This window comes from Methylobacterium sp. 22177 (assembly GCF_052045615.1).
Taxonomy (GTDB): domain Bacteria; phylum Pseudomonadota; class Alphaproteobacteria; order Rhizobiales; family Beijerinckiaceae; genus Methylobacterium; species Methylobacterium radiotolerans.
The window spans coordinates 1-24,702 of sequence record NZ_JBQEPK010000053.1 but is presented as its reverse complement, the minus strand read 5'-3'; the positions used below and the strand labels follow the sequence as shown (position 1 = coordinate 24,702).

Sequence of the window (24,702 nt, the reverse complement as noted above, 5' to 3'; positions counted from 1 at the left end):
TTGGCGGGGAGGGAGGGTCAGACGAGGAGCAGGCCGGCGAGCGCCAGCGCGAGGGCCGGCGGCATCACCAGCAGGCCGAGCTTGAGGAAGGTCCAGGCGCCGACATCCTGGCCCTCGCGGCGGATGGCGGTGAGCCAGAGGATCGTGGCGAGCGAGCCCGTCACCGACAGGTTCGGCCCGAGGTCGACGCCGATCAGGATCGCGCCCGCGACCTTCTCGGGCACGTGGGCGGTCTGCACGGCGGCGCCCGCGATCAGCCCGGCCGGCAGGTTGTTGACGAGGTTGCACAGCACCGCGACCAGGCCGCCCGCCCCCCAGGCGGTGGCCTCCGGGGCGGCGTGGGCGTAGCCCTTGAGCAGGTCCGCCAGCATGGCGAGCACGCCGGTCTTCTCCAGCGCCTCCACCAGGACGAACAGCCCGGCCACCAGCGGCAGCACGCTCCACGACACGTCCTTGGCCACCTCGACGAGGCCGCCGCGCTTGAGCAGCAGCACGACGACCGTGGTGGCGAGGCCGGCCACGAAGGTCGGCAGGCCGAGGTCGAGGCCGAGCGCCGAGGCGGCGATCAGCACGCCGCCGGTCGCCACGATGCCGATCCCCGCCACGAGGCCGGTGCGGGACAGCGCCACGGCCTCGACGTCGGTGGCGACCTGCTGCCCGCGCAGGGTCTTCGCCTGGGTCAGCCGCAGCACCGCGTAGGTCGTCGCGATGGCCAGCAGCGAGGGCAGGGCGAACAGGCCGAGCCAGCGCACCAGCGGCGGCATGTGCTCGGCGAAGACCACGAGGTTGGCCGGGTTCGAGATCGGCAGCACGAAGCTCGCCGCGTTGGCGATGAAGGCGCAGATGAACAGGTAGGGGAGGGGGTTCTCCACCTTGGCGGCCTTGGTGGCCGCGTAGACGGCCGGCGTCAGCACCACCGCGCAGGCGTCGTTCGACAGGAACACCGTGACGACGGTGCCGACGAGGTACACGAGGGTGAACAGCCGGGTCGCCGAGCCCCTGGCGGCGCGCACGGCGATCGACGCGAGCCAGTCGAACAGGCCCTCCTTCCGGGCGACCTCCGACATCAGCATCATGCCGACGAGGAACAGGTAGACGTCGGTCCCCTTCAGGACGCCGTCCCAGGCGGTGGCCGGGGCGAGCAGCCCGAGGGCCACGAGGGCGCCCGCGCCGAGCACGGCCCAGATCGCCTCCGGCCACGAGAACGGCCGCAGGATGACGCCGAGGGTCGCGAGGGCGGCGATCGTCCAGGTCGCGATGTTGGGGGTCAGCGTCAGCGCGCCCATCGGTTGCGGTGGTCCTCTGGTGGGGTGGATCGTGCGGTGCGGTGTGCCGCGATTCGGTCGGGACCGGCTACCAGTCCCGGCCGTTGCGGTTCGGCCCGAGCTGGTCGCCCCGGAGCCCCTTCTGCGGCCAGGCGGGCAGCCGGGACGCGTCGCTGCCGGGGCGGTCGGGGGCCGGCGGCGGGACGAAGCTGCGGCCCACCGGCTCGATCACCTCGGTGTCGGTGTGCCCCGTGCCGTCCGTGACCGTGACGGCGAGCCGGCGCGCGCCCTCCCGCCAGGGGATCCTTGCATGGACGGTGCGGGGCCCGTCGGGCGCCATCGCGTGGGGCGGCCCGTCGTCGACGCGCAGGGCGCAGCGCCACGCGGCCCGCGGCCGGTCCGACAGCACGAGCGCGCGCACCGAGATCGCGCCGTCGGCGGCGTCGAGGGGCGCCGTGGCGAGGCGCCGGTCGGCGGGGCTCGTGATCATCACGAAGGGCAGCGCCCGGTCGAGGGGCTTGAACCGCCAGCTCGTCACCGGACCGTCGATCGCCGCGACCGCGTAGCCGACCGAGCCGTCCTCGTTCTGGCCGACCGAGCGGGCCGCGGCGTAGAGGGTGCGCCCGTCCGGGGCGAGCTCGTTGTAGTGGGTGTGGCCCATCTCGACGAGGCGCACGCCGTGATGGCGGATCAGGCCGGCGAGCGCCGCCCGCTCGTCGGGCACGCGGAGATCGTCCGGGTAGGTGTGGGCGAAGACCGCGCAGGGCAGGCCCTCCCGCCCGGCCCGGGCCAGCTCCTCGCCGAGCCACGCGAGCTGGCAGGGGCCGAGGCGGAAGTCGAGGCCGAAGCCCTTCTGGCCGTAGCCGGGGCTGACCATGTCGAGGAACAGGCAGCGCACGCCCGCCCAGGTCTCGGCGAAGTAGTAGTGCGTCACGGGGGCCGGGTCGCGCGGGCGCGGCAGGTCGTGGCGCCGCGCCGCGTGGCCGCCGCCGCGCGGGCTGCCCGCCACCGCGGCGAACAGGGCGTCGAAATCCGCCATCGTGCCGTGCTGGCGGTCGTGGTCGCCGGCGATCAGGCGCACCGGCAGGTCCGGGTGCCGGTCCAGGGCCTCGCGCAGGACCGCGTACTGCTCCGCCCGGCCGTCCTCGGCGAGGTCGCCGGGCAGGTAGGCGAAGTCGACGAGGCCGCGGCCGTGCAGCCCCGCCACCTCCGCGAGCATCGCCCGCAGGTCGGCAGCGTGGGGATCGGAGGCCCGCTCCAGGTGGAGGTCGCCGATATGCGCGAAGGCGAACACGCCGTGGCTCGCCGTCATGGCGCGCCCGCGCGCGGTCTATGATTGCCCTGAGCCATCGTGCCCCCCGGACAGGCTCGTCCACCCCGGCCGGGAATCGGCCGCGGCGCTCGCGACCGGCCCGACGTTTCGGAGACGGCGGGGTTCCAGCCCCGGGGGCGGGCGCGCGCCGGCGGGACCCTACATTTTCGTGAGCGCCGGCCCGATCCGCGGCCGGTCGATCGGAAGTGTCGTGAAAGCAGACACTCGATGTCGTCTCAGCCGACAGTGCCCGGCGCTGTCAGCCGGTGAACCCGCCGCTCAGTGCGCGCGCCGGAACAGGTCCGGCAGGTAGCGTTCCAGGGTCTCGTGCCCCTCGAACTTCACGTCCACGGTGGCGGCCGCGCCCCAGGGGCGGTGGAGCCCCACGACCCGGCCGCGGGCATGGCGCCAGATCCCGAGGATCTCGGCGAGGTCGAGCCGGTCGAAGACCACCTCGTCGCCCGGCGCGACGGCCGGGTCGGCCGGGTCGGCCATGCCGGACCGAGCCGCGGGGACCGGGCCGCGGGGTATCTCCCCGATCCGGGAAGGCTCATCCCCGGGATCGCGGCTGTCGGAGAAGGTTTCGTTCGCGGAGTGCTCGCGGAAGAGCATGATCTTCACTAAGCCGTTGCGATGACTGGATAATCGCAGGTTCAACCCGGTCCGACAAGGCGTGTTCCGGCGCCCCGCGTGCGGGACCGACCTGTATTCGGCCGCCCGCTCGCCCGCCCGAGACCCGGCCGGGCGCCGCGTCCCCGCGACCGGACGCCCCGCGCGACGGGGCCGGAACGGCGCCTCGCGGAGCGCGCAGCATTCGCATCTCCGGTTCGGGGGAATCGGGAGATCGTTCGTGTCGTCGAGCGAAGATCTTTGGAATTTCGGGGCGGGTCGGGCTGATCTAAACCTGACGCGAGACGATCCTCCGCGTGAGACGGCGCCTGTCGACCTGATGGATAGTTCCCGCATGCTTCCGGATCTTGCCTTCGGATGCGGAGCGATCCGTCACGGCCCGACCGCCGGACTTGCCCCCGCCCATTCCCGCCAGAGTCCCGCCCGATGAAGTTCCTGCGTCTCCTCGCCGTCGCGGCGCTCAGCCTCGGCGCCCTGCCGGCCGGGGCGGAGACCCTCAGGATCGGCGTCGTGCCCGGCGCCTACGGCGACGCCGTGACGGTGGCGGCCCGGGAGGCCAAGGCCGAGGGCCTCGACGTGAAGGTGGTCGAGTTCAGCGACTGGACGACGCCCAACGTCGCCCTCGATGCCGGCGACATCGACGTGAACTTCTTCCAGCACCGCCCCTTCATGGAGAATGCCGCCAAGCAGAAGGGCTACGCGTTCGACATCGTCGGGCTCGGGATCCTGTCCAATATCGGCCTGTACTCCCTGAAGCATAAGGGCTTCGACCAGATCCCGGTGGGCGGCACGGTGGCGATCGCCAACGACCCGGTGAACCAGGGCCGCGGCCTGCTGCTCCTCCAGAAGGCCGGGCTGATCAAGCTGAAGGACGGTGTCGGCTTCCTCGGCACCCTCGACGACGTCGTCGAGAACCCGAAGACACTGCGCTTCACCGAGGTCGAGGGGCCGCAGCTGGCGCGGATCACCGGCGACGTCGACCTCGCCCTCGGCTACCCGCACTTCATCGTGGCGGCCGGCAGTTTCGACCCGACCAGCGGATTGATCTATTCCGGTATCGAGGACCGGCGCTTCGCCGTGAGCTTCGTCACCAAGGCCGCCCGCAAGGAGGACCCCGTGATCCGGAAATTCGTGACGCTCTTCCAGAACTCGGAGGCCGTGAAGCAGCAGATCCGCAAGTCCTTCGCCAACAGCGACAAGCTCTACCTGCTGGCGTGGCAGAACTGATGGTCGGCCTGATCTTCGACAGCCTGCGCGATCCGGGCACGCCGGCCGCGGCCGGACGGGTAGGCCCGGGCGCGGCGACCGCCGCCCGGGCCCCTGCCGCCGCGCCCGGCCGGGAGGCCGGGACGGTGCGGTTCGAGTCCGTCTCGAAGACCTACCGCTCCGCCGCCGGGCCGGTGCCGGCGCTCGACCGGGTGGACCTCGCGATCCCCGCCGGCGCGATCTTCGGCATCATCGGCCGCTCGGGGGCGGGCAAGTCGAGCCTCCTGCGCACGGTCAACCGGCTGGAGGCGCCGACCTCGGGCCGGGTCCTGGTCGACGGCGCCCCGATCGACGCCCTCGACACCGACGGGCTCGTGGCCCTGCGCCGGCGCATCGGCATGATCTTCCAGCACTTCAACCTGCTGGCGGCCAAGACCGTCCGGCAGAACGTGGCGCTGCCGCTGACGGTCGCGGGGGTCCCCCGGCGCGCGATCGGCCCGCGGGTCGCGGAGGCCCTGCGCCTCGTCGGCCTGGAGGACAAGGCCGACACCTACCCGTCGCGGCTCTCCGGCGGCCAGAAGCAGCGGGTCGGCATCGCCCGGGCGCTCGTGAGCGATCCGGAGATCCTGCTCTGCGACGAGGCGACCTCCGCCCTCGACCCGGAGACGACGCTGGCGATCCTCGACCTGCTGCGCGACATCAACCGGCGGCTCGGGATCACCATCATCCTGATCACCCACGAGATGAGCGTGATCCGCGAGATCTGCAGCGACGTGGTGGTGCTGGAGGGCGGCCGGGTCGTCGAGACCGGGCCGGTCTGGCGCGTCTTCGGGGCGCCCGAGCACCCGACCACGCGGGCGCTGCTCGAACCCCTGACCCGCGGCCTGCCGCCGGATCTGGCGGCCCGGCTGCAGCCGCTGCCCGCGCCGGGCGGCTGGGCGATCCTGCGGATCACCTGCTCGGGCCGGGCCGCGCTCGACCTCGCGGGCCTCGCGGGGGCCGGGGCGCCGGTGCGGCTGCTCCAGGCGGGCATCGAGCGGATCCAGGGCCACGCGGTCGGCCGGATGCTGGTGGCCGCCCCGGCCGAGGATCCGGGCGCGGAGGCGCGGCTGCGGGCGCTCGGCGACGACGTGGAGCGGGTCGGCTACGTCCCCGCCGACGCGGCGGTGGGGTGAGGCGATGCGGCACCGCTCTCCACCCGATACCCCGACCGCCCCGCACCCCGAACCCGGAGACCCGCCATGTCACCGCAGATGATCGAGCGCCTCTGGCAGGCCTTCCTCGACACCGCGCTCATGGTCGGGGTCTCGGCCGGGATCGCCGTGCTCGCCGGTATTCCCCTGGCGCTGTTCCTCGTCACCTCCGGGCCCGGCGGCATCTTCCCGGCGCCGGTGGCCAACCGGGTGGTCGGGACCGTGGTCAACGGCTTCCGGGCCGTGCCCTTCATCGTGCTGCTGGTGGCGCTGATCCCGTTCACCCGGCTGGTGGCCGGCACCACGATCGGCGTCTGGGCGGCGATCGTGCCGCTCTCGGTGAGCGCGACCCCGTTCTTCGCCCGGATCGCCGAGGTGTCGCTGCGGGAGGTGGATGCCGGCCTGATCGAGGCCGCCCAGTCCATCGGCTGCCGGCGCCGGCACATCCTCGCCCACGTGCTCCTGCCCGAGGCGCTGCCGGGCATCGTGGCCGGCTTCACCATCACGGTGGTGGCGATGATCGGCGCCTCCGCGATGGCCGGCGCGGTGGGCGCGGGCGGCCTCGGGGACGTCGCGATCCGGTACGGCTACCAGCGCTTCGACACCACCGTGATGGTGGTGGTGATCGCGATCCTGATCGCCCTCGTGTGCGTGGTCCAGTTCGCGGGCGACACCGCGGTGCGGCGGCTCCGGGCCCGCTGACGGCCCCGCGCCCCGGCCCGCGCCCGGCTCGCGGCGGTCCGACCGTGAGGCCGCATCCCTGAGGCCGAATCCGTGAGGCTGAACCCGTGAGCCTGCACACATGAGCCTGAACGTGGACGAATCCGCCGCCGACGGGGCGGCCGAGCCGCTGACCCCGCCGCTGCCCCCACCGCTGCCCCCGCCGCCGTCGCCGCCGCACCGGATCCGCTCGGACGCCGAGGCGCTCGCGGCCGCGCGGGCCGTGGCCCGGGTCTTCGCGGCGGGCGCGGCCGAGCGCGACCGGGACCGGCGCCTGCCCTGGGCGGAGATCGCGGCCTTCACGGAGAGCGGGCTCGGCGGCATCACGGTGCCGCGCGCCCACGGCGGCGCCGGGGTCTCGCACGCGACGCTCGCGGAGGTCTTCGCGATCCTCGCCGCCGCCGACGGCTCGGCGGCGCAGATCCCCCAGAACCAGTTCGGCGTCCTGGCGCTGGTCGCGGCCGCCGCCAGCCCCGCCCAGCAGGCGCGGATCTACCGCGACGTGCTCGCCGGCCACCGGATCGGCAATGCCGGCCCCGCCCGCAACGGCAAGGCCATCACCAACGTGGACACGCGGCTGACCGCCGGGCCGGAGGGCCCGCGGCTCAGCGGCACGCGCTTCTACTCCACGGGCGCGCTCTTCGCCCACTGGATCCCGACCCGGGCGGTCGGCCCCGACGGGGGGCCGCTCCTGGTCTTCGTGCGCCGGGACGCCCCCGGCGTGCGGGTGGCGGACGACTGGCAGGGCTTCGGCCAGCGCACCACGGCGAGCGGCACCGTGATCTTCGCGCAGGCCCCGGTCGAGGCGGATCTGACGATCGACCTCGCGCCCCTGGCCGGGCGCCCGGGCCTGTTCGGGCCGGTCTCGCAGCTGATCCACGCGGCGATCGACGCCGGGCTCGCCCGGGGCGCGGCCGCCGCCGCCCTCGACTTCCTGCGCACCCGGACCCGGCCCTATCCCTTCACCGCCGAGACCGTCGCGGAGGATCCCCACATCCTCGGCGAGATCGGGCGGCTCACGGTCGACCTGCACGCCGCCGAGGAGGTCCTGGCGCGGGCCGGGAGGGCGCTCGACCGGATCGCCGCGGCCCCCGTCACCGCCCAGAGCGCGGCCGAGGCCTCGGTGGCGGTGGCGCAGGCCAAGATCCTGACCACCGAGGCGGCCCTGGAGGCCTCCGAGCGGCTGCTCGAGCTCGCCGGCGCCTCGGCGACCCGCGACGGGTACAATCTCGGCCGGTACTGGCGTGACGCCCGGGTCCACACCCTGCACGACCCGGTCCGGTGGAAGTACCACCTCCTCGGCAACCACGCCCTGAACGGCGTGCTGCCCGCCCGGCACCAGTGGAACTGAGGACCGGGCGATGCCGCTCCAGCCCCACGAGACCGCCTTCACGCAGGCACCCGCGCCGCCGCGCCCGGTGCCGGTCCTTCCGGACGCCGCCGCGGCGCTCGCCGTCGCCGACCGGCTGGCGGAGGACTTCGCCGAGGCCGCCGCCGCGCGCGACCTGGAGCGCCGCCTGCCGGTCGCCGAGATCGCGCGCTTCGCCGAATCCGGCCTCTGGGCGATCACGGTGCCGAGGGAGTACGGCGGCCCCGGCCTCGACAGCGCCACGGTCGCCCAGGTGATCGCCCGGATCGCCGCGGCGGACGGCTCCCTCGGCCAGATCCCGCAGAACCACTTCTACGCCCTGGAGGTGCTCCGCAACGGCGGCACCGAGGCCCAGAAGCGCGCCCTCTACGGCCGCGTCCTGGCGGGCGAGCGCTTCGGCAACGCGCTGGCCGAGATCGGCGCGCGCGACCACACCCGCCGCACCCGGCTCGTGCGCGACCCGGCCGGCTGGTATGTCGAGGGCCGCAAATACTACTGCACCGGCTCGCTCTACGCCCACCGCATCCCCACCCTGGCCAGCGCCGAGGAGGAGGGGCGGGCGGTCGCCTACCTCGTCTTCGTCCCCCGGGACGCGCCCGGCGTGACCCTGGTCGACGACTGGGACGGGTTCGGGCAGCGGCTCACCGGCTCGGGCTCGGTCCTGTTCGAGCGCGTCGCCGTGGAGCCCGACTGGGTGGTGCCGTTCCAGGCCTCGCTGGAGCGGCCGACCGCGATCGGCCCCTTCGCGCAGATCCTGCACGCCGGGATCGATCTCGGCATCGGCGCGGGCGCCTTCGCGGCGACCCTGCCCCTCGTGCGGGACCGCGCCCGGCCGTGGATCGATGCCGGCGTCGCCCGGGCCAGCGAGGATCCGCTGACCCTCCACGCGCTGGGCGACGTCCAGGTGCGCCTCGCGGCGGCCGACGCCCTGCTGGCGCGCGCCGGCCGCTACGTGGACGCCGCCCAGGCCGCCCCCGACGCCGACAGCGTCGCGGCCGCCTCCGTGGCGGTGGCGGAGGCCCGGGCCGCGAGCCACCGGGCCGGCCTGCTCGCGGCCAACAAGCTCGTCGAGCTCGGCGGCACCTCCGCCACCGACCGGGCCGAGGCGCTCGACCGCTACTGGCGCAACGTCCGCACCCACACCCTGCACGATCCGGTGCGGTGGAAGTACCACTGGATCGGCGCCTACCACCTCGACGGCCGGCAGCCGCCCCGGCACGGAGCGCTCTGATGGCCGCCGCGACGAAGCAGATCCTGCTGAACGCCTTCACCATGACCTGCGCGGGCCACATCAACCACGGGCTCTGGACCCACCCGCGCGACCGCTCGGCCGAGTACAACACGCTGTCCTACTGGACCGAGCAGGCGAAGCTCCTGGAGCGCGGCCTGTTCGACGGCCTGTTCATCGCCGACATCATCGGCGTCTACGACGTCTACGGCGGCGGCATCGACGTCACCGCCCGGGAGGCCGTGCAGCTCCCGGTCAACGACCCGACCGTGATGATCTCCGCCATGGCGGCGGTGACCGAGCATCTCGGCTTCGGCGTGACGATCAACGTCCACCAGGAGGCGCCCTACACCTTCGCCCGGCGCCTCTCGACCCTCGATCACCTGACGGGCGGCCGGATCGGCTGGAACGTCGTCACCGGCTACCTCGACAGCGCCCACCGCGCCCAGAGCGGCGGCACGTTGCCGGCGCACGACCGGCGCTACGACTACGCCGACGAGTACCTGGAGGTGCTCTACCGGCTCTGGGAGGGCAGCTGGGACGATGCGGCCGTGCGCCGCGACCGGGCGGCCCGGGTGTTCAGCGATCCCGCCCATATCCGCAAGGTCACCCACCGGGGCGCGTTCTTCGCGGTCGAGGGCTACCACCTGTCGGAGCCGTCGCCCCAGCGGACGCCGGTCCTCTACCAGGCCGGCGCCTCGGGCCGCGGCCGCGCCTTCGCGGGCCGCCACGCCGAGTGCGTGTTCATCTCGGCCCGCGACCCGGCCACCGCCCGCGAATCCGTCCGCGCCATCCGGGCCGAGGCGGTCGCGGCGGGCCGGAATCCCGACGACGTGAAGGTGTTCGTCGGCCTCGCGATCATCCCCGGACGGACGCGCGCGGAGGCCGAGGCCAAGCGGGACGAGTACCTGTCCTACGCGAGCCCGGAGGCGGGGCTCGCGCATTTCTCCGCCTCCACGGGGATCGACTTCGCCCGCTACGGCCTCGACGAGCCGATCCCCTACGCGCCGGGCAACGCCATCCAGTCGGCCACCGCGGCGGCGGCCAGCCGCGGGCTGACGAAGCGCGACCTCCTGGCCGAGCTGCAGCTCGGCAGCCGCTACGCGGTGCTCACCGGCGACGCGGTGACGATCGCCGACGAACTCCAGGCCTGGATCACGGAGGGCGAGGTCGACGGCTTCAACCTCAGCCGGATCGTCGTGCCGGAGAGCTTCTCCGACTTCATCGACCTCGTGATCCCGGAGCTGCAGGATCGCGGCCTCTACAAGACCGCCTACGCCGAGGGCTCGCTGCGGGCGAAGCTGTTCGGCCAGGGGGACCGGCTGCCCGCCCGCCACCCGGCCGAGGCCTACCGCGGCGCGCCTCAGCGGCCCTGATCAGCGGCCTTGATCAGCGGCCCTGGGACTCGCCGCTCTCGGAGCCGAACCAGCGGCCGTAGATCTCGTCGTAGCGGCCGTCCTCCCGCAGGCCGAGGAGGGCCTGGTTGACGCGCTTGCGCCGGGGATCGTTGGCCGGGAACAGGATGCCGTAGGATTGCCGGTTGAAGGCGCCCCCGACCAGGCGCAGGGCCTCGTGGCCGGGCCGGGTCGCGTAGTAGCCCAGCGCGGGGGCGTCGTAGACGACCGCCGCGACCGTGCCGGCCTGCAGGGCCGCGCAGGCCGCCTCCAGCGTCGCGAAGCTCACCGGGGTGGCGAAATGGTCCGCCAGGTAGGCGACCGAGGTGGTGTCGGCGACCGTGCCCACCCGCTTGCCCGGCAGGTCCTGCGGGCCGTTGACCGCGCCGCGCAGGCGCTCCACCGTGGCCGTGCTGGTCAGGCCCGCGGTGAACCACGCCACCAGGGCGATGCAGGTGAACAGCCAGACGACCGTGACGGCGCGCGCCAGGGGGCTGCGCGGCATCTCCTCCGCCTGCGCGGCGAGGCTGCTCAGGGCCCACCAGACGACGTGGGCGAAGCCGTGCGCCGGTCCCGAGCGCGCCGCCATGCCGCCGGGGTGGCGCCGCTCGAGCCACCAGACCAGGGCCGCCACCGCCAGGATCAGGGCGGCGAGCCCCAGGAGGACCTGCAGGAAGGCGGCGTCGCTCAGGAGCGCCCGGAGGGCCCGCGCGGTGGCCGAGCCGGTGGCGTCCGGCTCCGCCCGGACGGCGATGCGCAGGCCGGTCTCCAGCATCGTGACCGAGAAGTCGAACCGCCGCTCGCGCTCCGCGGTGATCGACACCGCCGCGATGGCGAGGTCCGCGTGCCCGTCCGAGACCGCCGCGAACAGCGCCGGCAGGTCGTCGACGCGCACATAGGCCGTCCGGACGCCGAGCTCCCGCGCGACGGCGTTCCAGAGATCGATGCTGAACCCGCGCAGCCGGCCGTCCTCGTCCATGACCAGGGGCGGCACCGGATGCGTCGCGACCCGCCACGTCTCGGGCTCGCCGGTGCGGAGCGCGGGGGCCGCGTCCGCGGTCTCGGCCCGGACGGGGGCCGCGGCGAGCGGCGCGGCGGCCGCGAAACACAGGGAGAGGGACAGACAGAGGGACAGGACGCGAGCGGGCGCGCCGCCGCGCCGCCGTCCGGCGGACCGGCCCGGCACGTCAGAGGCTCTCGATCCAGTTGCGCAGGACGGCGCCGGGCGCGGGTTCGGGGCCGGTGTCCAGGCGCTGGGACGCGTCGCTCGGGATGAAGCCGAACCGGCGCTTGAACGCCCGCCGGAAGGTCCGCTCGTCCGAGAAGCCGACCGCGAAGGCGACCTGCGAGACGCGCAGGGGTTTGGGGGCATCGTCGCGCACGAGCATCCGCATCGCCGCCATGAGGCGGCGGTCGCGGATATACGCCACGATGCCGTTGGGGGCGAACAGCCGGTACAGGGTCGAGCGCGACAGGCCGAGCCGCATCGCGATCAGGGCGGGCGTCAGCTTCGGGTTGCCGAGCTCCGCCTCGACCAGGCGGCGGACCCGGATCCGGACGTCCTGGTGCTGCGCGGGGCGCCCCTCCTCCTGCCCGCGCAGCCAGCTGGCGCAGAGCTGGGTGATCGCCGCCGAGGCCGCCAGGGCCTCGCGGCGGTCGAGGAGGTCGCCGCAGGCGACCACGTTGGCGACGAAGTTGTGGACCAGCCGCCCGAACGGGTCGCCGTCGTGGTCGAGGGGGCGGCCGTGCAGGGCGTCGGGGTGGCAGCCCTGCTTCTCCAGCAGGGCGCGGGGGATCACGACGTTCGTGGCGTCGACGGCGCCCGCCACGATGCGCACGGGCTGGGCGAGGTCGAAGACGATGCACTGGACCTCGTTCACGGGCCCGGTGCCCTGATCGGTCTCCACGCGGCTCTGCCCCCGCCGGTAGAACTGCAGCAGGATGTGGTCGAGGCCCTGCTGGCCGATCATCTCCCGGGTCCGCACGAGGGTGTGGGCCGGCGCCACAACGTCGCCGACCAGCAGGTCGCCGAGGTGGTAGCTGCGCATCGCGATCGGGACGGTGAGGTCGGTCTCCGGGCGGAAGCTCACGTCGAAGATCGGCGCGAGGTGATCCTGCCACGCCCGGCCGAGCGCCTCTCGATCCTCCGGCGGCTCGAACCGCAGGCAGGCGACCTCGCCGCCCGGCGCCTCACCCCCGGCCGGTGCCGCGTCCGGGTCCCGGTTTCTCTCTTCGGAAGACATACGTAGAGCCTGACACCTGCTGTGAGCACGACCGATGAAGAACGAGGGCCTGCCCCAAGTTGACGCGTGGCAACGCGGTCCGGTCATCCCGCACGTTAGCCGTGTCCACCCGGACAGTCCCCCTGTCTCCCGCCGACCTGAGCGGCTGTACACTGTCGTTTGTCGCGGCGGCGTGCGATTCGACGCGGGGGCCGCCGGATCGGGGCGCCGCGGGCGCAGCTTTCGGATCAATCCTGACACGCGAGCTGCCGGACGGTTCCTTCCGTCCCAGAATGGGGGTTTGCCGTACCAGAATGTCGCGCGCGGACCCGACTGTGGCAGCCCTGCGATAGTCCGTTAAGGTCGCGTTTTCTATGCCCCTCGCAAAGTCCGAAACGGACATGGCGGGGGTCATTTCAGTGATTCAGAAGTATATCGACGTAGAGAACACGACCGGATCCTGTGATCCGAGCACGGGCGCGGGCGGCGGAACGCGGCGGCGCGGTGCCGTGCGCCTGGGATTGCTGGTCGGCAGCTCGCTCGCGACGCTCGCGCTGGCTCTCGGACCTGTGGCGGCGCAGACCGTGCCGGCGCGCTCGCCTTCGACATCCGGGCTGACAGCGGCAGACATTGCGAGCTGGCCAGCGTACCGAGGTGACTGGGGGCTAGCGGCGATCAACGCCGCAAATGCTTACGCGCGCGGCTACACGGGCAGCGGCGTCCTTGTAGCAGTTATCGATAGCGGCATCGATCCAACCCATCCGAAATTTGCGGGCCGGCTATCTGACGCGTCGCGGAATTTCTGGATCACCAACCCACCAAATCTGCTGAGCAGCGCGATCGTCGCAGACGTCAACGGCCACGGCACGCATGTCTCAGGGACGATCGGAGCCTCTCCAATCGGTGGACAAATGATGGGCGTAGCTTTTGACAGCACGATACTGTCGTTGAACGCCATCATGTCGGCCGATGACGCGGTTGCTATCAAAAACAAGTTCGGGTTCCAACCTGCTTTCACCGACATCAATGCAGCAGTAGATTTTGCCGCCGAGCGTGGCGCACGGGTTCTCAACGGCAGCTACGGACCCTCCTTTTCACCAAAATATCTATTCGATGAAATTCAAAAGAGATATGTCAGAAATCCCAACTATGTTCTAGAGCGGACGCAAGAAATCGAAATTTCAAGCGCAACAAATGAATACAATTCTTTAAGGAATGCGGCGCTCAAAGACATGCTGCTCGTCTTCGCTGCCGGAAACGATCGTTTCGACCAGGAAATAATTGCCGCAAATCCGACAGGGGCGGCAATATATCCATATATCAAGCCGAGTAATTCAACCAGTGGTGTCTACCAATTTGTTGATCGATCCGGCCAAGCCGTCGACCAGTCACAAACTAATTTTTCCGATCTTTCCGGATCGATCGTTGCGGTTGTCAATGTTGATATAAATGGAAAAGTGAGATTTGATAGCAATTTCTGCGGCGTGACAGCAAATTGGTGTATATCTGCCCCCGGAACAGACATATATTCTACTTGGCCGCAGGATCTCCGCCCTGAAAATCAGAAAAACGTTGGCTATAACGCGATCAGCGGCACATCGATGGCCGCGCCTCATGTAGCAGGGGCCGCAGCCGTGTTGCGTCAGGCGTTCCCGTTCCTGACCGCGCCGCAGATTGCCCAGACCATGTTCACCACCGCCCGCCATCTCGGCGACGGACCTACCGACCGGCCGAATGCCACCTTCGGCTGGGGCCTGCTCGACCTCGGCAAGGCCATCGACGGGCCCGGCCAGTTCACCTCCGACTGGACCGTCAACACCACCTACAACGGACAGGCCTATTACGGCCGCTTCGCCAACGACATCTCCGGCATCGGCGGACTGACCAAGACTGGCCTCGGGACCCTCGAACTCGCCGGTAGGGACACCTATGCCGGGCCGACCACCGTCGCCGGCGGCACCCTGTTCTTGTCCGCCACCGGCAGCCTGACCTCGCCGGTCTCCATCCAAGGCGCCGGCACCTACATCAACGCCGGCTGGACCCAGAGCGGTGTCAGCAATGCCGGCCTCCTGATCAACACTGGCACCGTCACAGGCGGTGTCGCCAATGCCGGCCTGGCGCTCAACAGTGGCGCTATCGCGGGCGGCGTGACCAACGGCGGCGTGCTTTCCAACAGCGGCACGATCAGCGGCGGGCTCGCCAACGCCGGCCAAGTGCTGAACGCCGGCGCCATCGGCGGCGGCGTGACCAACACCGGCACGCTTTCCAACAGCGGCACGATCAGCGGCGGAGTCGCCAATTCCGGCCTAGCGCTCAACGCCGGCGCCATCGGCGGCGGCGTGACCAACACCGGCACGCTCGCCACCAGCGGCACGGTCAGTGGCGGCCTGACCAATGCCGGCACCGTGCTGGCCAGCGCCGGCCGCATCGACGGCGCTATCGCCAACAATGCCGGCCTGCTCGCCGTGTCCGGGACCGTCACCAGCGCCGGCACCTTCGCCAACGCCGCCGGCGCGACCCTCGCCGTCACGGGCGGCGGCAGCTACAGCCTCGCCGGCCCCCTCGCCAATGCCGGCCTCGTCGCCGTCGCCCAGACCGCCAGCCTCACCGCCTCCGGCGGCCTCAGCAATGCCGGTCTGGTGGCCAGCGACGGCACCCTCACCACAGACCTGACCAACACCGGCGTCGCCCGCCTCTCCGGACAGTTCAACGGCACGCTCACCAACGCCGGCCTCCTGCAGATCACCGGCCCGCTCGCCGGGCTCACCAGCCTGACCAACACCGGCGCCCTCGACCTCGGCGGCACCGCCTTCACGCTCACCGACCTCGCCGGCCCGGCCTCCGCCGTCCTCGGCAACGGCGCCCTCACGGTCTCCAACGCGGCCGCCTCGACCTACGCCGGCGCCATCCTGGAGACCGCCAGCCCGACCAGCCTGACCAAAACCGGCCCCGGAACGCTCACGCTCACCGGCCTCGGCCTGTTCTCCGGCCCGACCACCGTCCAGGCCGGCACGCTGTCGCTCAACGGGCTCTGGGCCTCGCCGGTCACCGTCGCGGCCGCCGGCACCCTGCGCGGCATCGGCACCATCGCGGCGCCGGTCACGGTCGCCGGCGCCCTGCGGCCGGGCAACTCCCCCGGCACGCTCACCGTCCTCGGCCCGGTGGCGTTCAACCCCGGCAGCAGCCTCGGCCTCGACATCGACGGCCCGGGCACCGGCACCGGCGCCGGCAGCTACGCCCGCCTCCTGGCGCTCGGCCCGACCGGCACGGTCTCGGCCAGCGGCACCCTGGTGCCGGAGCTGCGCGGCATCACCGGCAACGCGGGCAACAGCTTCACCCCCGCGCTCGGCCAGCGCTTCGGCGTGCTCACCGCGCAAGCCGGGCTGTCGGGCTCGTTCACCGGGCTCGCCCAGCCGGCGGCGGGCCTGCCGGCCGGCACGCGCTTCGACGCGCTCTACGCCGCCACCGGCCTCGACCTCGTGGTCACCCCCGCCGCCTACGGCAACCTCGCGGGCCTCGGCCTCGCCCAGACCGGCAACGCCCGGGCCGTGGGCGCGGCGCTGGACCTCGCCCGCCCGGCCGCCGGCACGCGGCCGGACGCGGCGCGGGCGCGGGTGTTCGACCCGCTCTACGCGGCCAACCAGGCGACCCTGCCGGGCGGCCTGGCGAGCCTGTCGGGCCAGAGCTACGGCGACGCGGTGATGACCGACCTCGCCGCGCGCCGGCTGCTCTCCGACACGATCGACCGGCACCAGCGCGGCCTGGGCGGCGGCGCGGGCGCGTTCAGCGCGGGCGATCCGGGCCCGGGCCCGAACCGGACGGCGCTGCAGGTACGCGGCGGCGCCGGGGCGGCGGCGGCGCCGCTGGCGGTGGGCGAGGGCCGGGTCTGGGCCGACGCGCTGTACGGGTTCGGCGCGCGCGCCGGCGACCGGGCGGCCACGGGCGCCGGGTTCGACGCGGGCGGGCTGCTGATGGGCGTCGACCGTCAGGTCGGGGCGGACACGCAGGTGGGCGCGGCGTTCAGCTACCTGCGCGAGGGCGGCACGTCGCGGGGCGCGGGGCTGGGCCGGTTCACCACCGACAGCTACGGCGGCACGCTGTACGCCAGCACGCGGCTCGGCGCGGTGATCCTGCGCGGCACAGCGGGGGTGTCGTACGCGGACGGGCGGGTCGACCGGACGGCGGCGCTGGGCACGGCGGTGTCGCAGGCCTCCGGGCTGTCGTCGGGCTGGAACGGCGGGGTATCGGGCTTTGCCGGCTACACGCTGGCGACCGGCCTGCCGGTAGAGCTCGTGCCGGAGGTGGGCTTCAGCTACGATCGGCTGACGCGGGGCCGGGTGTCCGAGCGGGGCGGTCTGGTCAACCAGGGCTTCGGCGGCCAGGGGTTCGCGGTGGCGGATCTCGACGCGGCGCGCAGCCTGGTCGGTGGGCGCGTGACGAGCTGGGCGCTGGCGGGCATTCCGGACCTGCGGCTGGAGGGCCGGGCGTACTGGGCGCACGAGCTGGCCGACACGGCGGCGCTGGTCCGGTCGAACCTGTTCGGGGCGGCGTTCGCGAGCCGGACGAGCGCGCTGGGCCGGGACGGCGCGGTCCTCGGAGTGAGCCTGACCGGTGCGGTCGCCGAGGGCGTGCAGCTGTCGGTGGGCTACACGGGCGAGCTGCGCCCGAACGCCACCGCGCAGGTGTTCACCGCCGGCCTCCAGGCCGCGTGGTGAGGAACGGCGCCGCCCATCCCCGGCCGGTGCCGGGCTCCGGAGGCGTGCATGGGCGGGAAAGACGGCCGGGATGAGCCGCCGATCGAGGCCGAGCCGGCGTCCCGCCGGCCCGGCCTCTTCCGACGGTTGGTCGACGGTCTCGAAGCCGTCGAGCTGCTGGTCCAGGCCGGCCGGCTGCTCTGGTGGCTCCTGCGGGGCCTGTGGCTGCTCGCCGGCGCGATCGTGCGCCTCTTCGGGGATCGCTGACGGCCGCCACCCCGCCCGTGACGTCACCGCGGGATCGGGGTCAGCGCCCCCGCGATCCGCACGGGCGGCAGCGCGGGACGATGTGCCTGCGACGATGTTTCACGGGAAACATCCGGCGCGTCGCCGACCGCACGCCGCCGGCGGGACCGGTCATCTCAGCCGAACAGGGCGCGCGCGACGATCTGCGGGTCGATCGGCTTCTGGCAGAGGGCCACGGCGCCGTGGAGCGACGGTACGGCGACCGGGTCGTAGCCGGTCGCGAACAGGAAGGGCACGCCGCGCGCGCGCAGCGCGTCGGCCACGGGGTAGACGAGCTCGTCCTGCAGGTTGATGTCCAGGACCGCGGCGTCGATCTCGGACGTGCCGGCGATCAGCGCCAGCGCCTCGTCGACGCTGGCGACAGGGCCCAGGACCTGGGCGCCGCCCTCCTCGAAGCCGGACTTGAGATCGACGGCGATGAAGTAATCGTCCTCGACCAGCAGGACCCGCCTGCCGGCCAGCGCGCGTGGTTTCGGAGTCATGCGGGGCTGCCTGTGGCTTCTCCCTCGGGGAGCGGGATGTTGATCGAGCAATGTAGCGCCGTTGCGCCGAGTTCGTAGCTGGTCGTCGCCTTCAGGGCGTAGGGCAGGGCGTGCTCGATCAGCTCCCGCCCGTAGCCGCCGCGCGGCACCGCGTCCGCCAGCTCCGGTCCGCGGACGAGGCCTTCCTCCACCCATTCCACCAGCAGCCGGCCGCCGCCATCGTCCGCCCTGTAGGTCCGCCACGTCACGCTCAGGCGCCCGTGCGCGGTGGTGAGCGCGCCGTATTTCAGCGCGTTGGTGGCGAGCTCGTGCAGGGCCAGCGCGAAGGTCTGCACCGTCGCCTTGCGCAGCCGCACCACCGGCCCGTGGAGCCGGATGCGCGCCTGCATGGCCGGAGCATCGAGGGCGGCGAGTTCCGTCTCGATCAGGGAACGGAGCGTGATCGGCTCCTGGTCGGAGCGCGAGAGGAGGCCCTGAACCCGGGACAGGGCGGACAGGCGGTCGTTGAACCGCTGCCGGAACGTCTCGCCGGGCCCGGTCTGGGCCATCGTCTGCTTGGCGATGGAGCGCACGACGCCGAGCAGGTTGCGGGTCCGGTGCTGCAATTCGGCGACCATGACCTGCTGCCGCTCCTGAAGCTGGCGCAGATCGTCGATGTCGGTCGAGGTGCCGAGCCACTCGACGATCCGGCCCTGCGCGTCGCGGACCGGCGCGGCCCGGGTCTGGAACCAGCAGAAGCGGTCCTCGGCCGCGTTGCGGAGCCGGTGCTCGAAGGAGAGGTGGCCGCTCACCGGCGCCTCGCGCCACGCGGCCTCGGCGACCGCCTCATCGCCCGGATGGACCGCCTCCAGCCAGCCCCAGCCGAGGCTCGTCGCGTCGGTCTGCCCGGTATAGGCCTGCCATTGCGGGCTCGACCAGATGCAGGCCCCGTCGATCGCGGCGCGCCAGACGAGTTGCGGAATGCCCTGGGCGAGGGTGCGGAACAGCTCCTCGCTCGCGCGCAGGCGGCGCTCGGCCAGCACGCGCTCGGTGCTCTCGACCACGATGGCGATGACGCCGGCGGGGCGCCCGTCCTCGCCGAAGACCGGCGAATAGTCGAGATTCATCCAGACCCGCTCGGGCCGGCCGTAGCGGTGCAGGGTGAGTTCCTGGTCCTTGTACGACAGCGTCCCGCCGGCCAGGCCGACGCGCATGACGTTGTCGTTGAAGTCGGCGACCTCCGGCCAGCCCTCGCGCACCTTGGAGCCGAGGAGCGCGGGATGGCGCCCGCCCGCGAAGCTCGAATAGGCATCGTTGTAGATCATGATGCCGTCCTCGCCCCAGAGCAGCACGATCGGCACCGGCGATTGCAGCAGCGTGCTGACCGCGAAGACCAAGCTCCGCGGCCAGCCGGCGATGGGACCGAGCGGCGTCTCCGCCCAGTCGTAGGTCCGGACGAGGTCGGCGAGTTCGCTGCAGCCGGCCGAGAAGATGCAGGCCTCGCTCATGCGGTGACCGACTCGTGAGGCTCCAGCTCGGGCGAGCGCAGCGCGGATGGCGGAAGCCCGTTCCGCGACCGGCCGGGTGGGCCGTCCCGGCGGGCGGGTCACGCCCAGGCTACTACACCGCCCCCGTGCCTGATAGGGGACCGGTCGGTGCCGACCCGGCCCGCCGGGTTCGGATGACCGAATCCCGCGCCCCGCAGCCTCCTCAGGCCGCGGCGCGCTCCACCGCCTCGGCGAGCTGGCTCGCGGCCGCGTCGCCCTCGCAGATCTCGTCCACCGCCTGCTTCAGCTTGGACGCGTCGTCGGTGCGGCCGAGGGCCTTGGCGTAGGCGGCCGCCGAGCCGAAGCCGGCGAGGCCGTAATGCGACATGCGCTGATACTGCGCGATGATCGCCACGTCGCGCAGACGGGGGTCGGGCGAGGCCGCCTTGATCCCGTGCTTCAGCGCCTCGGCGACGAGGCCCTCCATGCCCTTGCAGGGCTCCGGTCGGGGCTCGCCGCCATTGGCCCGGATCAGGCTCTTCAGCACGTCGGTGTGCTTCCGGATCCCGTCCACGGAGCGGTCGAGCATCCGCTTCAGGTTGGCGTCGCTGACCTGGCCGCCGAGTTCCTGCACGGCCCGGACCATCTGGTCGTTCGCCGACCAGAGATCCTGCATCTCGTCGAGATAGACCTCTTTCAGGCTGTCGGGTCCCGACATCGTCGCCTCCTGTGTCCGCGATGCCCGGCGAACCCGGGGGGCCGGGCGCTGTTCCGGGCCGCCGGACCGATCCGGCCCGGGCGCCGCCATGGACGGCCGCGGCCCCGCCGGGCTCCTCCGGCCGCGGACCGGTGCCAGCCCGGTGCCGGTCCGGCCCCCTCACCGAGGATGTCGTCGGGCCGGCCGAGGGCCTCTAGCCGCGGCCCGCGGGCTCCGGAAAGCGCCGGGCGAACCAGTCGCGCAGGATCTGCCGTTCGTAGTAGAGGCCGCCGGTGGAGAAGCGCGGGTTGGACGTCAGCAGGAAGTTGATGTCCGTCACCGTGTCCTCGCCCTGCGCGACGACGCGACCGCCGCGACGCAGGCTGTAGGCCAGGCGGATCCGCGGCGGCGTGGCGTCCGTCACGACCCGCAGGCCGGTCGGGGTCGCGAAGCCGGGCCGGTCGAAGCCGGCGAGGTCGACGTCGAGCACGGTGATGTCGAGGCGCTCATCCGGGCGGAGCCGCGCCGCGCCGAGATCCGTGAAGATCCGGGTCAACTCGGCCAGCGTGACCCGGAGCGGCTGCCCGGAGCCGAAGCGGTTCTCGGCATCGGTGAACCGGTCCGGCGCGGCGTAGCGCACGTTCACCTGTCCCCGTGCCTGAACCGGGGCCGCGGACGGCCCGGGCACCGACAGCAGGGTCGCGACCGCGAGCGTGGCCAATCCTGCGGCGAGACGCGTGCGCATACCGAACTCCTCTCCGCCCGATGCGGGCCCGCCCCCGGCAGGCCTGCCGGATGGAACCGCCCGAACGGAGCCCGGTATCCCGGGCCCCGCGCGCATGGACGGCTGCGACCGAATGGCTCCCGCGCGTTCATAGTCTCGCCGTGTTCCGGGCGCCTCGTAGCGTTCCCGGCCCGAGGGGCGAGCCGGTCATGGGAGTCCGACGCGCATGATGAACTCTGTTCTCGCGCTTCTCACCGTCGTGGCGGTGCTGGTGGTCACGGCGCTGTTCAAGCTGCCGCTCCTGCCGTTCCGCCTGATCGGCCGCCTTCTGCGGAGCCGCCCGGCGACGGCCTGACCGCGCCGCTCAGGCCGCCGCGTCGATGACGAACTCCATCCCGCGACCCGGTCCCTGATCGGAATAGTCGACGAGCGTCAGGCCGCGCTCGGCCAGGGTCGCCTCCACGGTGTCCCGCTCCCGGCGCACCATCTGACCCACCGCCAGCGGGGTCAGCCGGGGACTGGCGCGCCGCAAGCGGTCGACGCCGATATGGGCCGGCAGGCCCGCCTCCTCGGCGATCCGGGCCAGGGCGAGCCCCAGATCGCGCGCCTTGGTCTCGGCGGCGGATTTCGGCTTGAACGCCATCTGCTTCTCCTACTGCGCGGCCGCCGGTCTCAGGCGGCCCGCCTGTCGACGCTCACGTCCGGGAAGGCCCGGATCCAGACCCGGCGCCCCTTGGCGTCGTAGACCTCGACCTGCCAGCCCGACCAGTCGAACCGTTCCACGACCCGCTCCATCAGCGCGAGCGCGACCCGTTCGGCGTGGGCGCGCACCTGCGCCGCGTTGGGAAACCGGCTGCCGCGCAGGTCGGTCACCAGCTCGTGGCCGTCCGTGCAGTGGAAACGGTAAAGCCGCGTCGGCATTGCGCTTCTCTCGATCAATCCACAGCACTCCACCGCGATCCGGGAACAGGGCGCATCGGCGATTGAACCCGCCGCATCGATGCGCTTTGTTCGTGATATGTTCTATACGGATTCGAGCGGCGATGCACCCTGATCCCGACGCGGCCCCTGCGGAGATTCGTCTCAGGGAGGCCGAGATGATCGCCGTCGCCTATCGTCGGGCGGCGCGGGGCGACGCGTGGACCGCCCTCGTCGCCGCCATCGCGGACGCGCTGGTCGATCTCGAGGCGCTGGAGCGGCGCCTCGCCCGGCAGGGGGGTCTGGTATCCCTGGGCTACGCCCGCGGCCGCACCGAGACGAGCGGAGGTCCGGGGCGGCGCCACGGAGGCCCGGGGGATTGAGCGCTCACCGGCGCTCACCGGCGCCCGCGCGGCGGTCCGGGCCGGCGGCGGTGTCGCCGCCGGGCGGCGACAGGCCTGTCGGGGATCAGCGGTCCGAGCCGCCGCGCCGCGCCATGGCGCCGGGCTGGCCCAGGCCGATCGCCTTGGCGAGGGCGGAGCGCTGCTCGGCGTAGCCGGGGGCGACCATCGGATAGTCGGTCGGCAGGCCGTAGCTGTCGCGGTAGCTGCGCGGGTCCAGGCCGTGGCTGGCCAGATGGCGCTTCAGCGTCTTGTAGAGCTTGCCGTCGATGAAGCTGACGATCCCGTCGTGCCGGACCGACTTGCGGATCTGGGTCGCGCTCGGCTTCTCGACCTCGACCTGCGGAGCCGCGCCGGCCGCCGTCGGCGTCCCGGCGACGAGCCCGCTGATCGCGCCGTGCACCCGCACGATCAGCGCCGGCAGTTCCGCGGCCGGCACCGGATTGTTCGACACGTAGGCGGCGACAAGCTCGGCGGTCATCGCGGCCAAGGTGTTGGAAGTCTCATCGAAGGTCTCATTCATGATCGGACTTTCAGCAAGCGATTTACGTTCCTACGGTTTGGGCGCGGCAAGGGTTTAAACAGCGTAAATATAGAACGAAGACTCGACGAATATCTCGAGATTTTCCCGCGCCGCGCGGACGCCGCCGGGCGCGCGATCCGTCGCCCCGCCGCGTGGATCGCGGAGGATCTCGGCGCCCCGGTCGCGGGCGATCCGGATGCCGGCGCGACAGCCCCGGGCCATGCCGGCGAGCGCCGCCGGGCGTCCGCGGACGCCTCCGACGAGCGGCGCGTCCCGGCAGCGAACGCGATGGGCAGGTAGAGGGAATTCGAGCGCCTCAGCCGGCCCCGTATCCGCCCTTCCGGTTATCCGGCTGCGGCGCGGGCGGCCGGGTGTCGTAGCCGCCGCTCTCCGGCGCCGCGTCGGGTCCGGGATCCACGGGTCCCGGCGCGTGCGGACCGCTGCCGCCGGCGGCCGGGTCGGGCCGCTTCTCCGGGGCTAGCGGCCGGCCCGGCGGGACCGTTCCCAGGACTTCGCGCGCGGCGTCGACATCCTGTCCCATCGGTCCCTCCCGACCGGCCTCGCGGCCCCTCGTGTAGGGAAGGCGGGTGGCCACCGCATGTTCCCCGGAGGACCGCCGCGCCGCCGGGCGCCGGGACCGCGGTGCGGGCCGACCCCGTCCGTCCCGGAGGATGCGGGCGCCTCCGGACCGACGGACCCCGGCGGGTCCCCGGTCAGGCGCGGCGTGCCGGGCGCTGGGTCACCGCGGCCTCATTTCCGCTCGCCGGTGGGATTGGGCGTCGCCGACGTGTCCGGCGCGACCGCCGGATTGACGGGCGTGACCTTCGACCACGTGGCCGCGATCGCCACGATGGCGAGCAGCAGGACGACGAAGATGCCGATGAGGGTGAGGCGCTTCATGTGGCGGGTCTAGGTCTTCCGTGCGGGGCCTGGAGGCGGGGAACGGCCGGGACGGCCGATCGATCCCGCCGCGGGCCGGATCCCGGCGCCGTCGCCGGGCCGCGCGGCCCCGACCGCTACGACCCCGCCGGACGCATTCGCGCCAGGGCGGCCGCCGCGTGCCGGGCCACCGCCTCGAGCCGGCGGACCGTCGCGTCGTCCGGGATGACCGAGGCGCACCAGTAGGCGCCGAGCGCGGCGACGGGCTCGGGCGAGCCGATCGGCACCATCACGAGGCTGCGCATCGAGGTCAGGCGGTAGAGGGCGATAGGCACCCGGGGATCGGACTCGATGTCCGGGATCACGAGGGTGGCGTCGTCCAGCATCGCGTGCCCCGAGATGCACGACGTCAGCGGGAACCTGCGGCCGCGCCACAGCGGCTCGATGGCGTCCTCGGCGGCGTAGAAGGAGGCGTCGCCCTCGCGCAGCACCACCGCGATCCCGTCGGATCCGGCGATCGCCCGTGCCGTCCCGCGAAGGATCGCGACCATGTCCTCCAGGGAGCAGGCGGTCGCCAGACGGCGACAGGCCAGAGCCAGACCCGAGGCAGGATCCAGGAAGCGTTCATCCATGGCGGGCGCGGCGCGCGCACTCCGATCCAGCGAGCAACAGGGTGTGTGGGGCCGCCGCGCGACGTCGCCGTCACCCGAAATCAACCGGCGCACGAGCTTGGCCAGCGCCGACACCGCGGGCAACAACCTGGATCAAGCGGTCCGCCGATGGCGAGCGGCCACGCGGAGATTGCAGGTCACCGCGCGGAGATGAGCGGAGCCGGCCACCGCATATTGGCCACCGCGGCGAGACGCCGTGACAGAAATCTCGAAATAGTTCCGCACCATTGGATCACGAGGCCGCGATGATGTGCTCCAGCGCACCTTCCGGCCCACCGGCTCGGGACCCCCACCGGCGCTGTTGCAACGATGCACTATCGCGCCGGCACATCCTGACGTCCTGTCCGCCCCGCACACATCCCGTCCAACGGGAGACAGAGGACCAGATGATCAAGAAGCTTC

Annotated in this window: 25 protein-coding genes; 10 read left to right on the top strand and 15 right to left on the bottom strand. The window is 72.7% G+C overall.

The genetic code is table 11. The annotated features are described in order from the left end of the window. Window positions 1–17 precede the first annotated feature (17 nt). The 3 genes from ACTJK8_RS28325 to ACTJK8_RS28315 all read right to left on the bottom strand — a co-directional run bounded on the left by ACTJK8_RS28325 (window position 18) and on the right by ACTJK8_RS28315 (window position 3,072). Window positions 18–1,286, bottom strand: a complete 1,269-nt coding sequence (locus ACTJK8_RS28325; RefSeq protein WP_024828904.1) for an arsenic transporter — start codon at window positions 1,284–1,286, stop codon at window positions 18–20. Between the two features lie 67 nt (window positions 1,287–1,353). Next, window positions 1,354–2,577 (bottom strand): metallophosphoesterase family protein, encoded by a 1,224-nt coding sequence (locus tag ACTJK8_RS28320; RefSeq protein ID WP_440762890.1) that lies wholly within the window; start codon window positions 2,575–2,577, stop codon window positions 1,354–1,356. Between the two features lie 279 nt (window positions 2,578–2,856). Next, on the bottom strand, window positions 2,857–3,072 hold the full coding sequence (locus tag ACTJK8_RS28315) for a hypothetical protein (RefSeq protein ID WP_071000737.1): 216 nt from the start codon (window positions 3,070–3,072) through the stop codon (window positions 2,857–2,859). A 561-nt stretch (window positions 3,073–3,633) separates the two neighbouring features. Between ACTJK8_RS28315 and ACTJK8_RS28310 the strand changes: the two genes are divergently transcribed. The 6 genes from ACTJK8_RS28310 to ACTJK8_RS28285 all read left to right on the top strand — a co-directional run bounded on the left by ACTJK8_RS28310 (window position 3,634) and on the right by ACTJK8_RS28285 (window position 10,299). Beyond that, window positions 3,634–4,434 (top strand): MetQ/NlpA family ABC transporter substrate-binding protein, encoded by an 801-nt coding sequence (locus ACTJK8_RS28310; protein ID WP_012321145.1) that lies wholly within the window; start codon window positions 3,634–3,636, stop codon window positions 4,432–4,434. Continuing rightward, window positions 4,434–5,588, top strand: a complete 1,155-nt coding sequence (locus tag ACTJK8_RS28305) for a methionine ABC transporter ATP-binding protein (RefSeq protein WP_440762891.1) — start codon at window positions 4,434–4,436, stop codon at window positions 5,586–5,588. Before ACTJK8_RS28310 ends, ACTJK8_RS28305 begins: the two co-directional genes overlap by 1 nt. 66 nt (window positions 5,589–5,654) lie before the next feature. Further along, window positions 5,655–6,308, top strand: coding sequence for a methionine ABC transporter permease (locus ACTJK8_RS28300; RefSeq protein ID WP_012321147.1), 654 nt, complete (start codon window positions 5,655–5,657; stop codon window positions 6,306–6,308). Between the two features lie 100 nt (window positions 6,309–6,408). Continuing rightward, window positions 6,409–7,677: an SfnB family sulfur acquisition oxidoreductase gene (locus ACTJK8_RS28295; RefSeq protein WP_029361047.1), complete on the top strand. Its 1,269-nt coding sequence runs from the start codon at window positions 6,409–6,411 to the stop codon at window positions 7,675–7,677. A gap of 10 nt (window positions 7,678–7,687) precedes the next feature. After that, window positions 7,688–8,926, top strand: coding sequence for an SfnB family sulfur acquisition oxidoreductase (locus ACTJK8_RS28290; protein ID WP_440762889.1), 1,239 nt, complete (start codon window positions 7,688–7,690; stop codon window positions 8,924–8,926). After that, window positions 8,926–10,299: an LLM class flavin-dependent oxidoreductase gene (locus ACTJK8_RS28285; RefSeq protein WP_063111824.1), complete on the top strand. Its 1,374-nt coding sequence runs from the start codon at window positions 8,926–8,928 to the stop codon at window positions 10,297–10,299. The genes ACTJK8_RS28290 and ACTJK8_RS28285 overlap by 1 nt, the downstream gene beginning before the upstream one ends. Window positions 10,300–10,312: 13 nt before the next feature. On the opposite strand, the gene ACTJK8_RS28280 is transcribed toward ACTJK8_RS28285, so the two are convergent. Then, the gene (locus ACTJK8_RS28280) at window positions 10,313–11,503 is read right to left on the bottom strand and encodes a transporter substrate-binding domain-containing protein (RefSeq protein WP_440762888.1); all 1,191 of its coding nucleotides are present in this window, start codon (window positions 11,501–11,503) and stop codon (window positions 10,313–10,315) included. A gap of 1 nt (window position 11,504) precedes the next feature. Further along, a complete protein-coding gene (locus ACTJK8_RS28275) occupies window positions 11,505–12,560 on the bottom strand; it encodes a helix-turn-helix domain-containing protein (RefSeq protein WP_440762887.1) in 1,056 nt (351 codons plus the stop codon). A 353-nt stretch (window positions 12,561–12,913) separates the two neighbouring features. Here ACTJK8_RS28275 and ACTJK8_RS28270 point away from each other — a divergent pair, with 353 nt between their 5' ends. Then, window positions 12,914–17,254: a S8 family serine peptidase gene (locus ACTJK8_RS28270; RefSeq protein ID WP_440762886.1), complete on the top strand. Its 4,341-nt coding sequence runs from the start codon at window positions 12,914–12,916 to the stop codon at window positions 17,252–17,254. Window positions 17,255–17,302: 48 nt separating this feature from the next. Further along, window positions 17,303–17,500, top strand: a complete 198-nt coding sequence (locus ACTJK8_RS28265) for a hypothetical protein (protein WP_063112057.1) — start codon at window positions 17,303–17,305, stop codon at window positions 17,498–17,500. 155 nt (window positions 17,501–17,655) lie between these two features. On the opposite strand, the gene ACTJK8_RS28260 is transcribed toward ACTJK8_RS28265, so the two are convergent. The 4 genes from ACTJK8_RS28260 to ACTJK8_RS28245 all read right to left on the bottom strand — a co-directional run bounded on the left by ACTJK8_RS28260 (window position 17,656) and on the right by ACTJK8_RS28245 (window position 20,929). Continuing rightward, complete coding sequence (locus ACTJK8_RS28260; protein ID WP_012321155.1) at window positions 17,656–18,021, bottom strand: response regulator; 366 nt, start codon at window positions 18,019–18,021, stop codon at window positions 17,656–17,658. Beyond that, entirely contained in the window at window positions 18,018–19,508 is a 1,491-nt protein-coding gene (locus tag ACTJK8_RS28255) for a sensor histidine kinase (RefSeq protein ID WP_024828894.1), read from the bottom strand. Before ACTJK8_RS28255 ends, ACTJK8_RS28260 begins: the two co-directional genes overlap by 4 nt. A 202-nt stretch (window positions 19,509–19,710) precedes the next feature. Further along, the gene (locus ACTJK8_RS28250; protein WP_440762885.1) at window positions 19,711–20,205 is read right to left on the bottom strand and encodes a YciE/YciF ferroxidase family protein; all 495 of its coding nucleotides are present in this window, start codon (window positions 20,203–20,205) and stop codon (window positions 19,711–19,713) included. 193 nt (window positions 20,206–20,398) lie between these two features. Then, window positions 20,399–20,929, bottom strand: coding sequence for a DUF3016 domain-containing protein (locus ACTJK8_RS28245; protein WP_440762884.1), 531 nt, complete (start codon window positions 20,927–20,929; stop codon window positions 20,399–20,401). Window positions 20,930–21,134: 205 nt separating this feature from the next. On the opposite strand from ACTJK8_RS28245, the gene ACTJK8_RS28240 reads away from it, so the two are divergent. Next, the gene (locus tag ACTJK8_RS28240) at window positions 21,135–21,263 is read left to right on the top strand and encodes a hypothetical protein (protein WP_012321159.1); all 129 of its coding nucleotides are present in this window, start codon (window positions 21,135–21,137) and stop codon (window positions 21,261–21,263) included. Window positions 21,264–21,272: 9 nt separating this feature from the next. Here the strand turns inward: ACTJK8_RS28240 and ACTJK8_RS28235 are convergent, their stop codons facing one another. Both ACTJK8_RS28235 and ACTJK8_RS28230 read right to left on the bottom strand, forming a co-directional pair. Further along, entirely contained in the window at window positions 21,273–21,551 is a 279-nt protein-coding gene (locus ACTJK8_RS28235) for a hypothetical protein (RefSeq protein ID WP_012321160.1), read from the bottom strand. Window positions 21,552–21,580: 29 nt separating this feature from the next. Beyond that, window positions 21,581–21,829, bottom strand: a complete 249-nt coding sequence (locus ACTJK8_RS28230; RefSeq protein WP_012321161.1) for a DUF6894 family protein — start codon at window positions 21,827–21,829, stop codon at window positions 21,581–21,583. A gap of 176 nt (window positions 21,830–22,005) precedes the next feature. On the opposite strand from ACTJK8_RS28230, the gene ACTJK8_RS28225 reads away from it, so the two are divergent. After that, window positions 22,006–22,209, top strand: a complete 204-nt coding sequence (locus tag ACTJK8_RS28225; protein ID WP_308631011.1) for a hypothetical protein — start codon at window positions 22,006–22,008, stop codon at window positions 22,207–22,209. Window positions 22,210–22,294: 85 nt separating this feature from the next. On the opposite strand, the gene ACTJK8_RS28220 is transcribed toward ACTJK8_RS28225, so the two are convergent. The 4 genes from ACTJK8_RS28220 to ACTJK8_RS28205 all read right to left on the bottom strand — a co-directional run bounded on the left by ACTJK8_RS28220 (window position 22,295) and on the right by ACTJK8_RS28205 (window position 24,261). Next, window positions 22,295–22,750, bottom strand: coding sequence for a MucR family transcriptional regulator (locus tag ACTJK8_RS28220; protein ID WP_012321163.1), 456 nt, complete (start codon window positions 22,748–22,750; stop codon window positions 22,295–22,297). A gap of 316 nt (window positions 22,751–23,066) precedes the next feature. Beyond that, window positions 23,067–23,291 carry a hypothetical protein gene (locus ACTJK8_RS28215; protein WP_440762883.1) on the bottom strand — a complete coding sequence of 75 codons (225 nt, stop codon included), beginning with the start codon at window positions 23,289–23,291 and terminating at the stop codon, window positions 23,067–23,069. 209 nt (window positions 23,292–23,500) lie between these two features. After that, window positions 23,501–23,650, bottom strand: coding sequence for a hypothetical protein (locus ACTJK8_RS28210; RefSeq protein WP_012321166.1), 150 nt, complete (start codon window positions 23,648–23,650; stop codon window positions 23,501–23,503). 116 nt (window positions 23,651–23,766) lie between these two features. Beyond that, a complete protein-coding gene (locus tag ACTJK8_RS28205) occupies window positions 23,767–24,261 on the bottom strand; it encodes a GAF domain-containing protein (protein ID WP_041372390.1) in 495 nt (164 codons plus the stop codon). Window positions 24,262–24,702 lie beyond the last annotated feature (441 nt).

Bases quoted from the DNA above. Each gene is read 5' to 3' on its own strand.
- ACTJK8_RS28325 (WP_024828904.1), bottom strand. From the start codon at position 1,286: ATGGGCGCGCTGACGCTGACCCCCAACATCGCGACCTGGACGATCGCC.
- ACTJK8_RS28320 (WP_440762890.1), bottom strand. From the start codon at position 2,577: ATGACGGCGAGCCACGGCGTGTTCGCCTTCGCGCATATCGGCGACCTC.
- ACTJK8_RS28315 (WP_071000737.1), bottom strand. From the start codon at position 3,072: ATGGCCGACCCGGCCGACCCGGCCGTCGCGCCGGGCGACGAGGTGGTC.
- ACTJK8_RS28310 (WP_012321145.1), top strand. From the start codon at position 3,634: ATGAAGTTCCTGCGTCTCCTCGCCGTCGCGGCGCTCAGCCTCGGCGCC.
- ACTJK8_RS28305 (WP_440762891.1), top strand. From the start codon at position 4,434: ATGGTCGGCCTGATCTTCGACAGCCTGCGCGATCCGGGCACGCCGGCC.
- ACTJK8_RS28300 (WP_012321147.1), top strand. From the start codon at position 5,655: ATGTCACCGCAGATGATCGAGCGCCTCTGGCAGGCCTTCCTCGACACC.
- ACTJK8_RS28295 (WP_029361047.1), top strand. From the start codon at position 6,409: ATGAGCCTGAACGTGGACGAATCCGCCGCCGACGGGGCGGCCGAGCCG.
- ACTJK8_RS28290 (WP_440762889.1), top strand. From the start codon at position 7,688: ATGCCGCTCCAGCCCCACGAGACCGCCTTCACGCAGGCACCCGCGCCG.
- ACTJK8_RS28285 (WP_063111824.1), top strand. From the start codon at position 8,926: ATGGCCGCCGCGACGAAGCAGATCCTGCTGAACGCCTTCACCATGACC.
- ACTJK8_RS28275 (WP_440762887.1), bottom strand. From the start codon at position 12,560: ATGTCTTCCGAAGAGAGAAACCGGGACCCGGACGCGGCACCGGCCGGG.
- ACTJK8_RS28270 (WP_440762886.1), top strand. From the start codon at position 12,914: ATGCCCCTCGCAAAGTCCGAAACGGACATGGCGGGGGTCATTTCAGTG.
- ACTJK8_RS28265 (WP_063112057.1), top strand. From the start codon at position 17,303: ATGGGCGGGAAAGACGGCCGGGATGAGCCGCCGATCGAGGCCGAGCCG.
- ACTJK8_RS28260 (WP_012321155.1), bottom strand. From the start codon at position 18,021: ATGACTCCGAAACCACGCGCGCTGGCCGGCAGGCGGGTCCTGCTGGTC.
- ACTJK8_RS28255 (WP_024828894.1), bottom strand. From the start codon at position 19,508: ATGAGCGAGGCCTGCATCTTCTCGGCCGGCTGCAGCGAACTCGCCGAC.
- ACTJK8_RS28250 (WP_440762885.1), bottom strand. From the start codon at position 20,205: ATGTCGGGACCCGACAGCCTGAAAGAGGTCTATCTCGACGAGATGCAG.
- ACTJK8_RS28245 (WP_440762884.1), bottom strand. From the start codon at position 20,929: ATGCGCACGCGTCTCGCCGCAGGATTGGCCACGCTCGCGGTCGCGACC.
- ACTJK8_RS28240 (WP_012321159.1), top strand. From the start codon at position 21,135: ATGATGAACTCTGTTCTCGCGCTTCTCACCGTCGTGGCGGTGCTGGTG.
- ACTJK8_RS28235 (WP_012321160.1), bottom strand. From the start codon at position 21,551: ATGGCGTTCAAGCCGAAATCCGCCGCCGAGACCAAGGCGCGCGATCTG.
- ACTJK8_RS28230 (WP_012321161.1), bottom strand. From the start codon at position 21,829: ATGCCGACGCGGCTTTACCGTTTCCACTGCACGGACGGCCACGAGCTG.
- ACTJK8_RS28225 (WP_308631011.1), top strand. From the start codon at position 22,006: ATGATCGCCGTCGCCTATCGTCGGGCGGCGCGGGGCGACGCGTGGACC.
- ACTJK8_RS28220 (WP_012321163.1), bottom strand. From the start codon at position 22,750: ATGAATGAGACCTTCGATGAGACTTCCAACACCTTGGCCGCGATGACC.
- ACTJK8_RS28215 (WP_440762883.1), bottom strand. From the start codon at position 23,291: ATGGGACAGGATGTCGACGCCGCGCGCGAAGTCCTGGGAACGGTCCCG.
- ACTJK8_RS28210 (WP_012321166.1), bottom strand. From the start codon at position 23,650: ATGAAGCGCCTCACCCTCATCGGCATCTTCGTCGTCCTGCTGCTCGCC.
- ACTJK8_RS28205 (WP_041372390.1), bottom strand. From the start codon at position 24,261: ATGGATGAACGCTTCCTGGATCCTGCCTCGGGTCTGGCTCTGGCCTGT.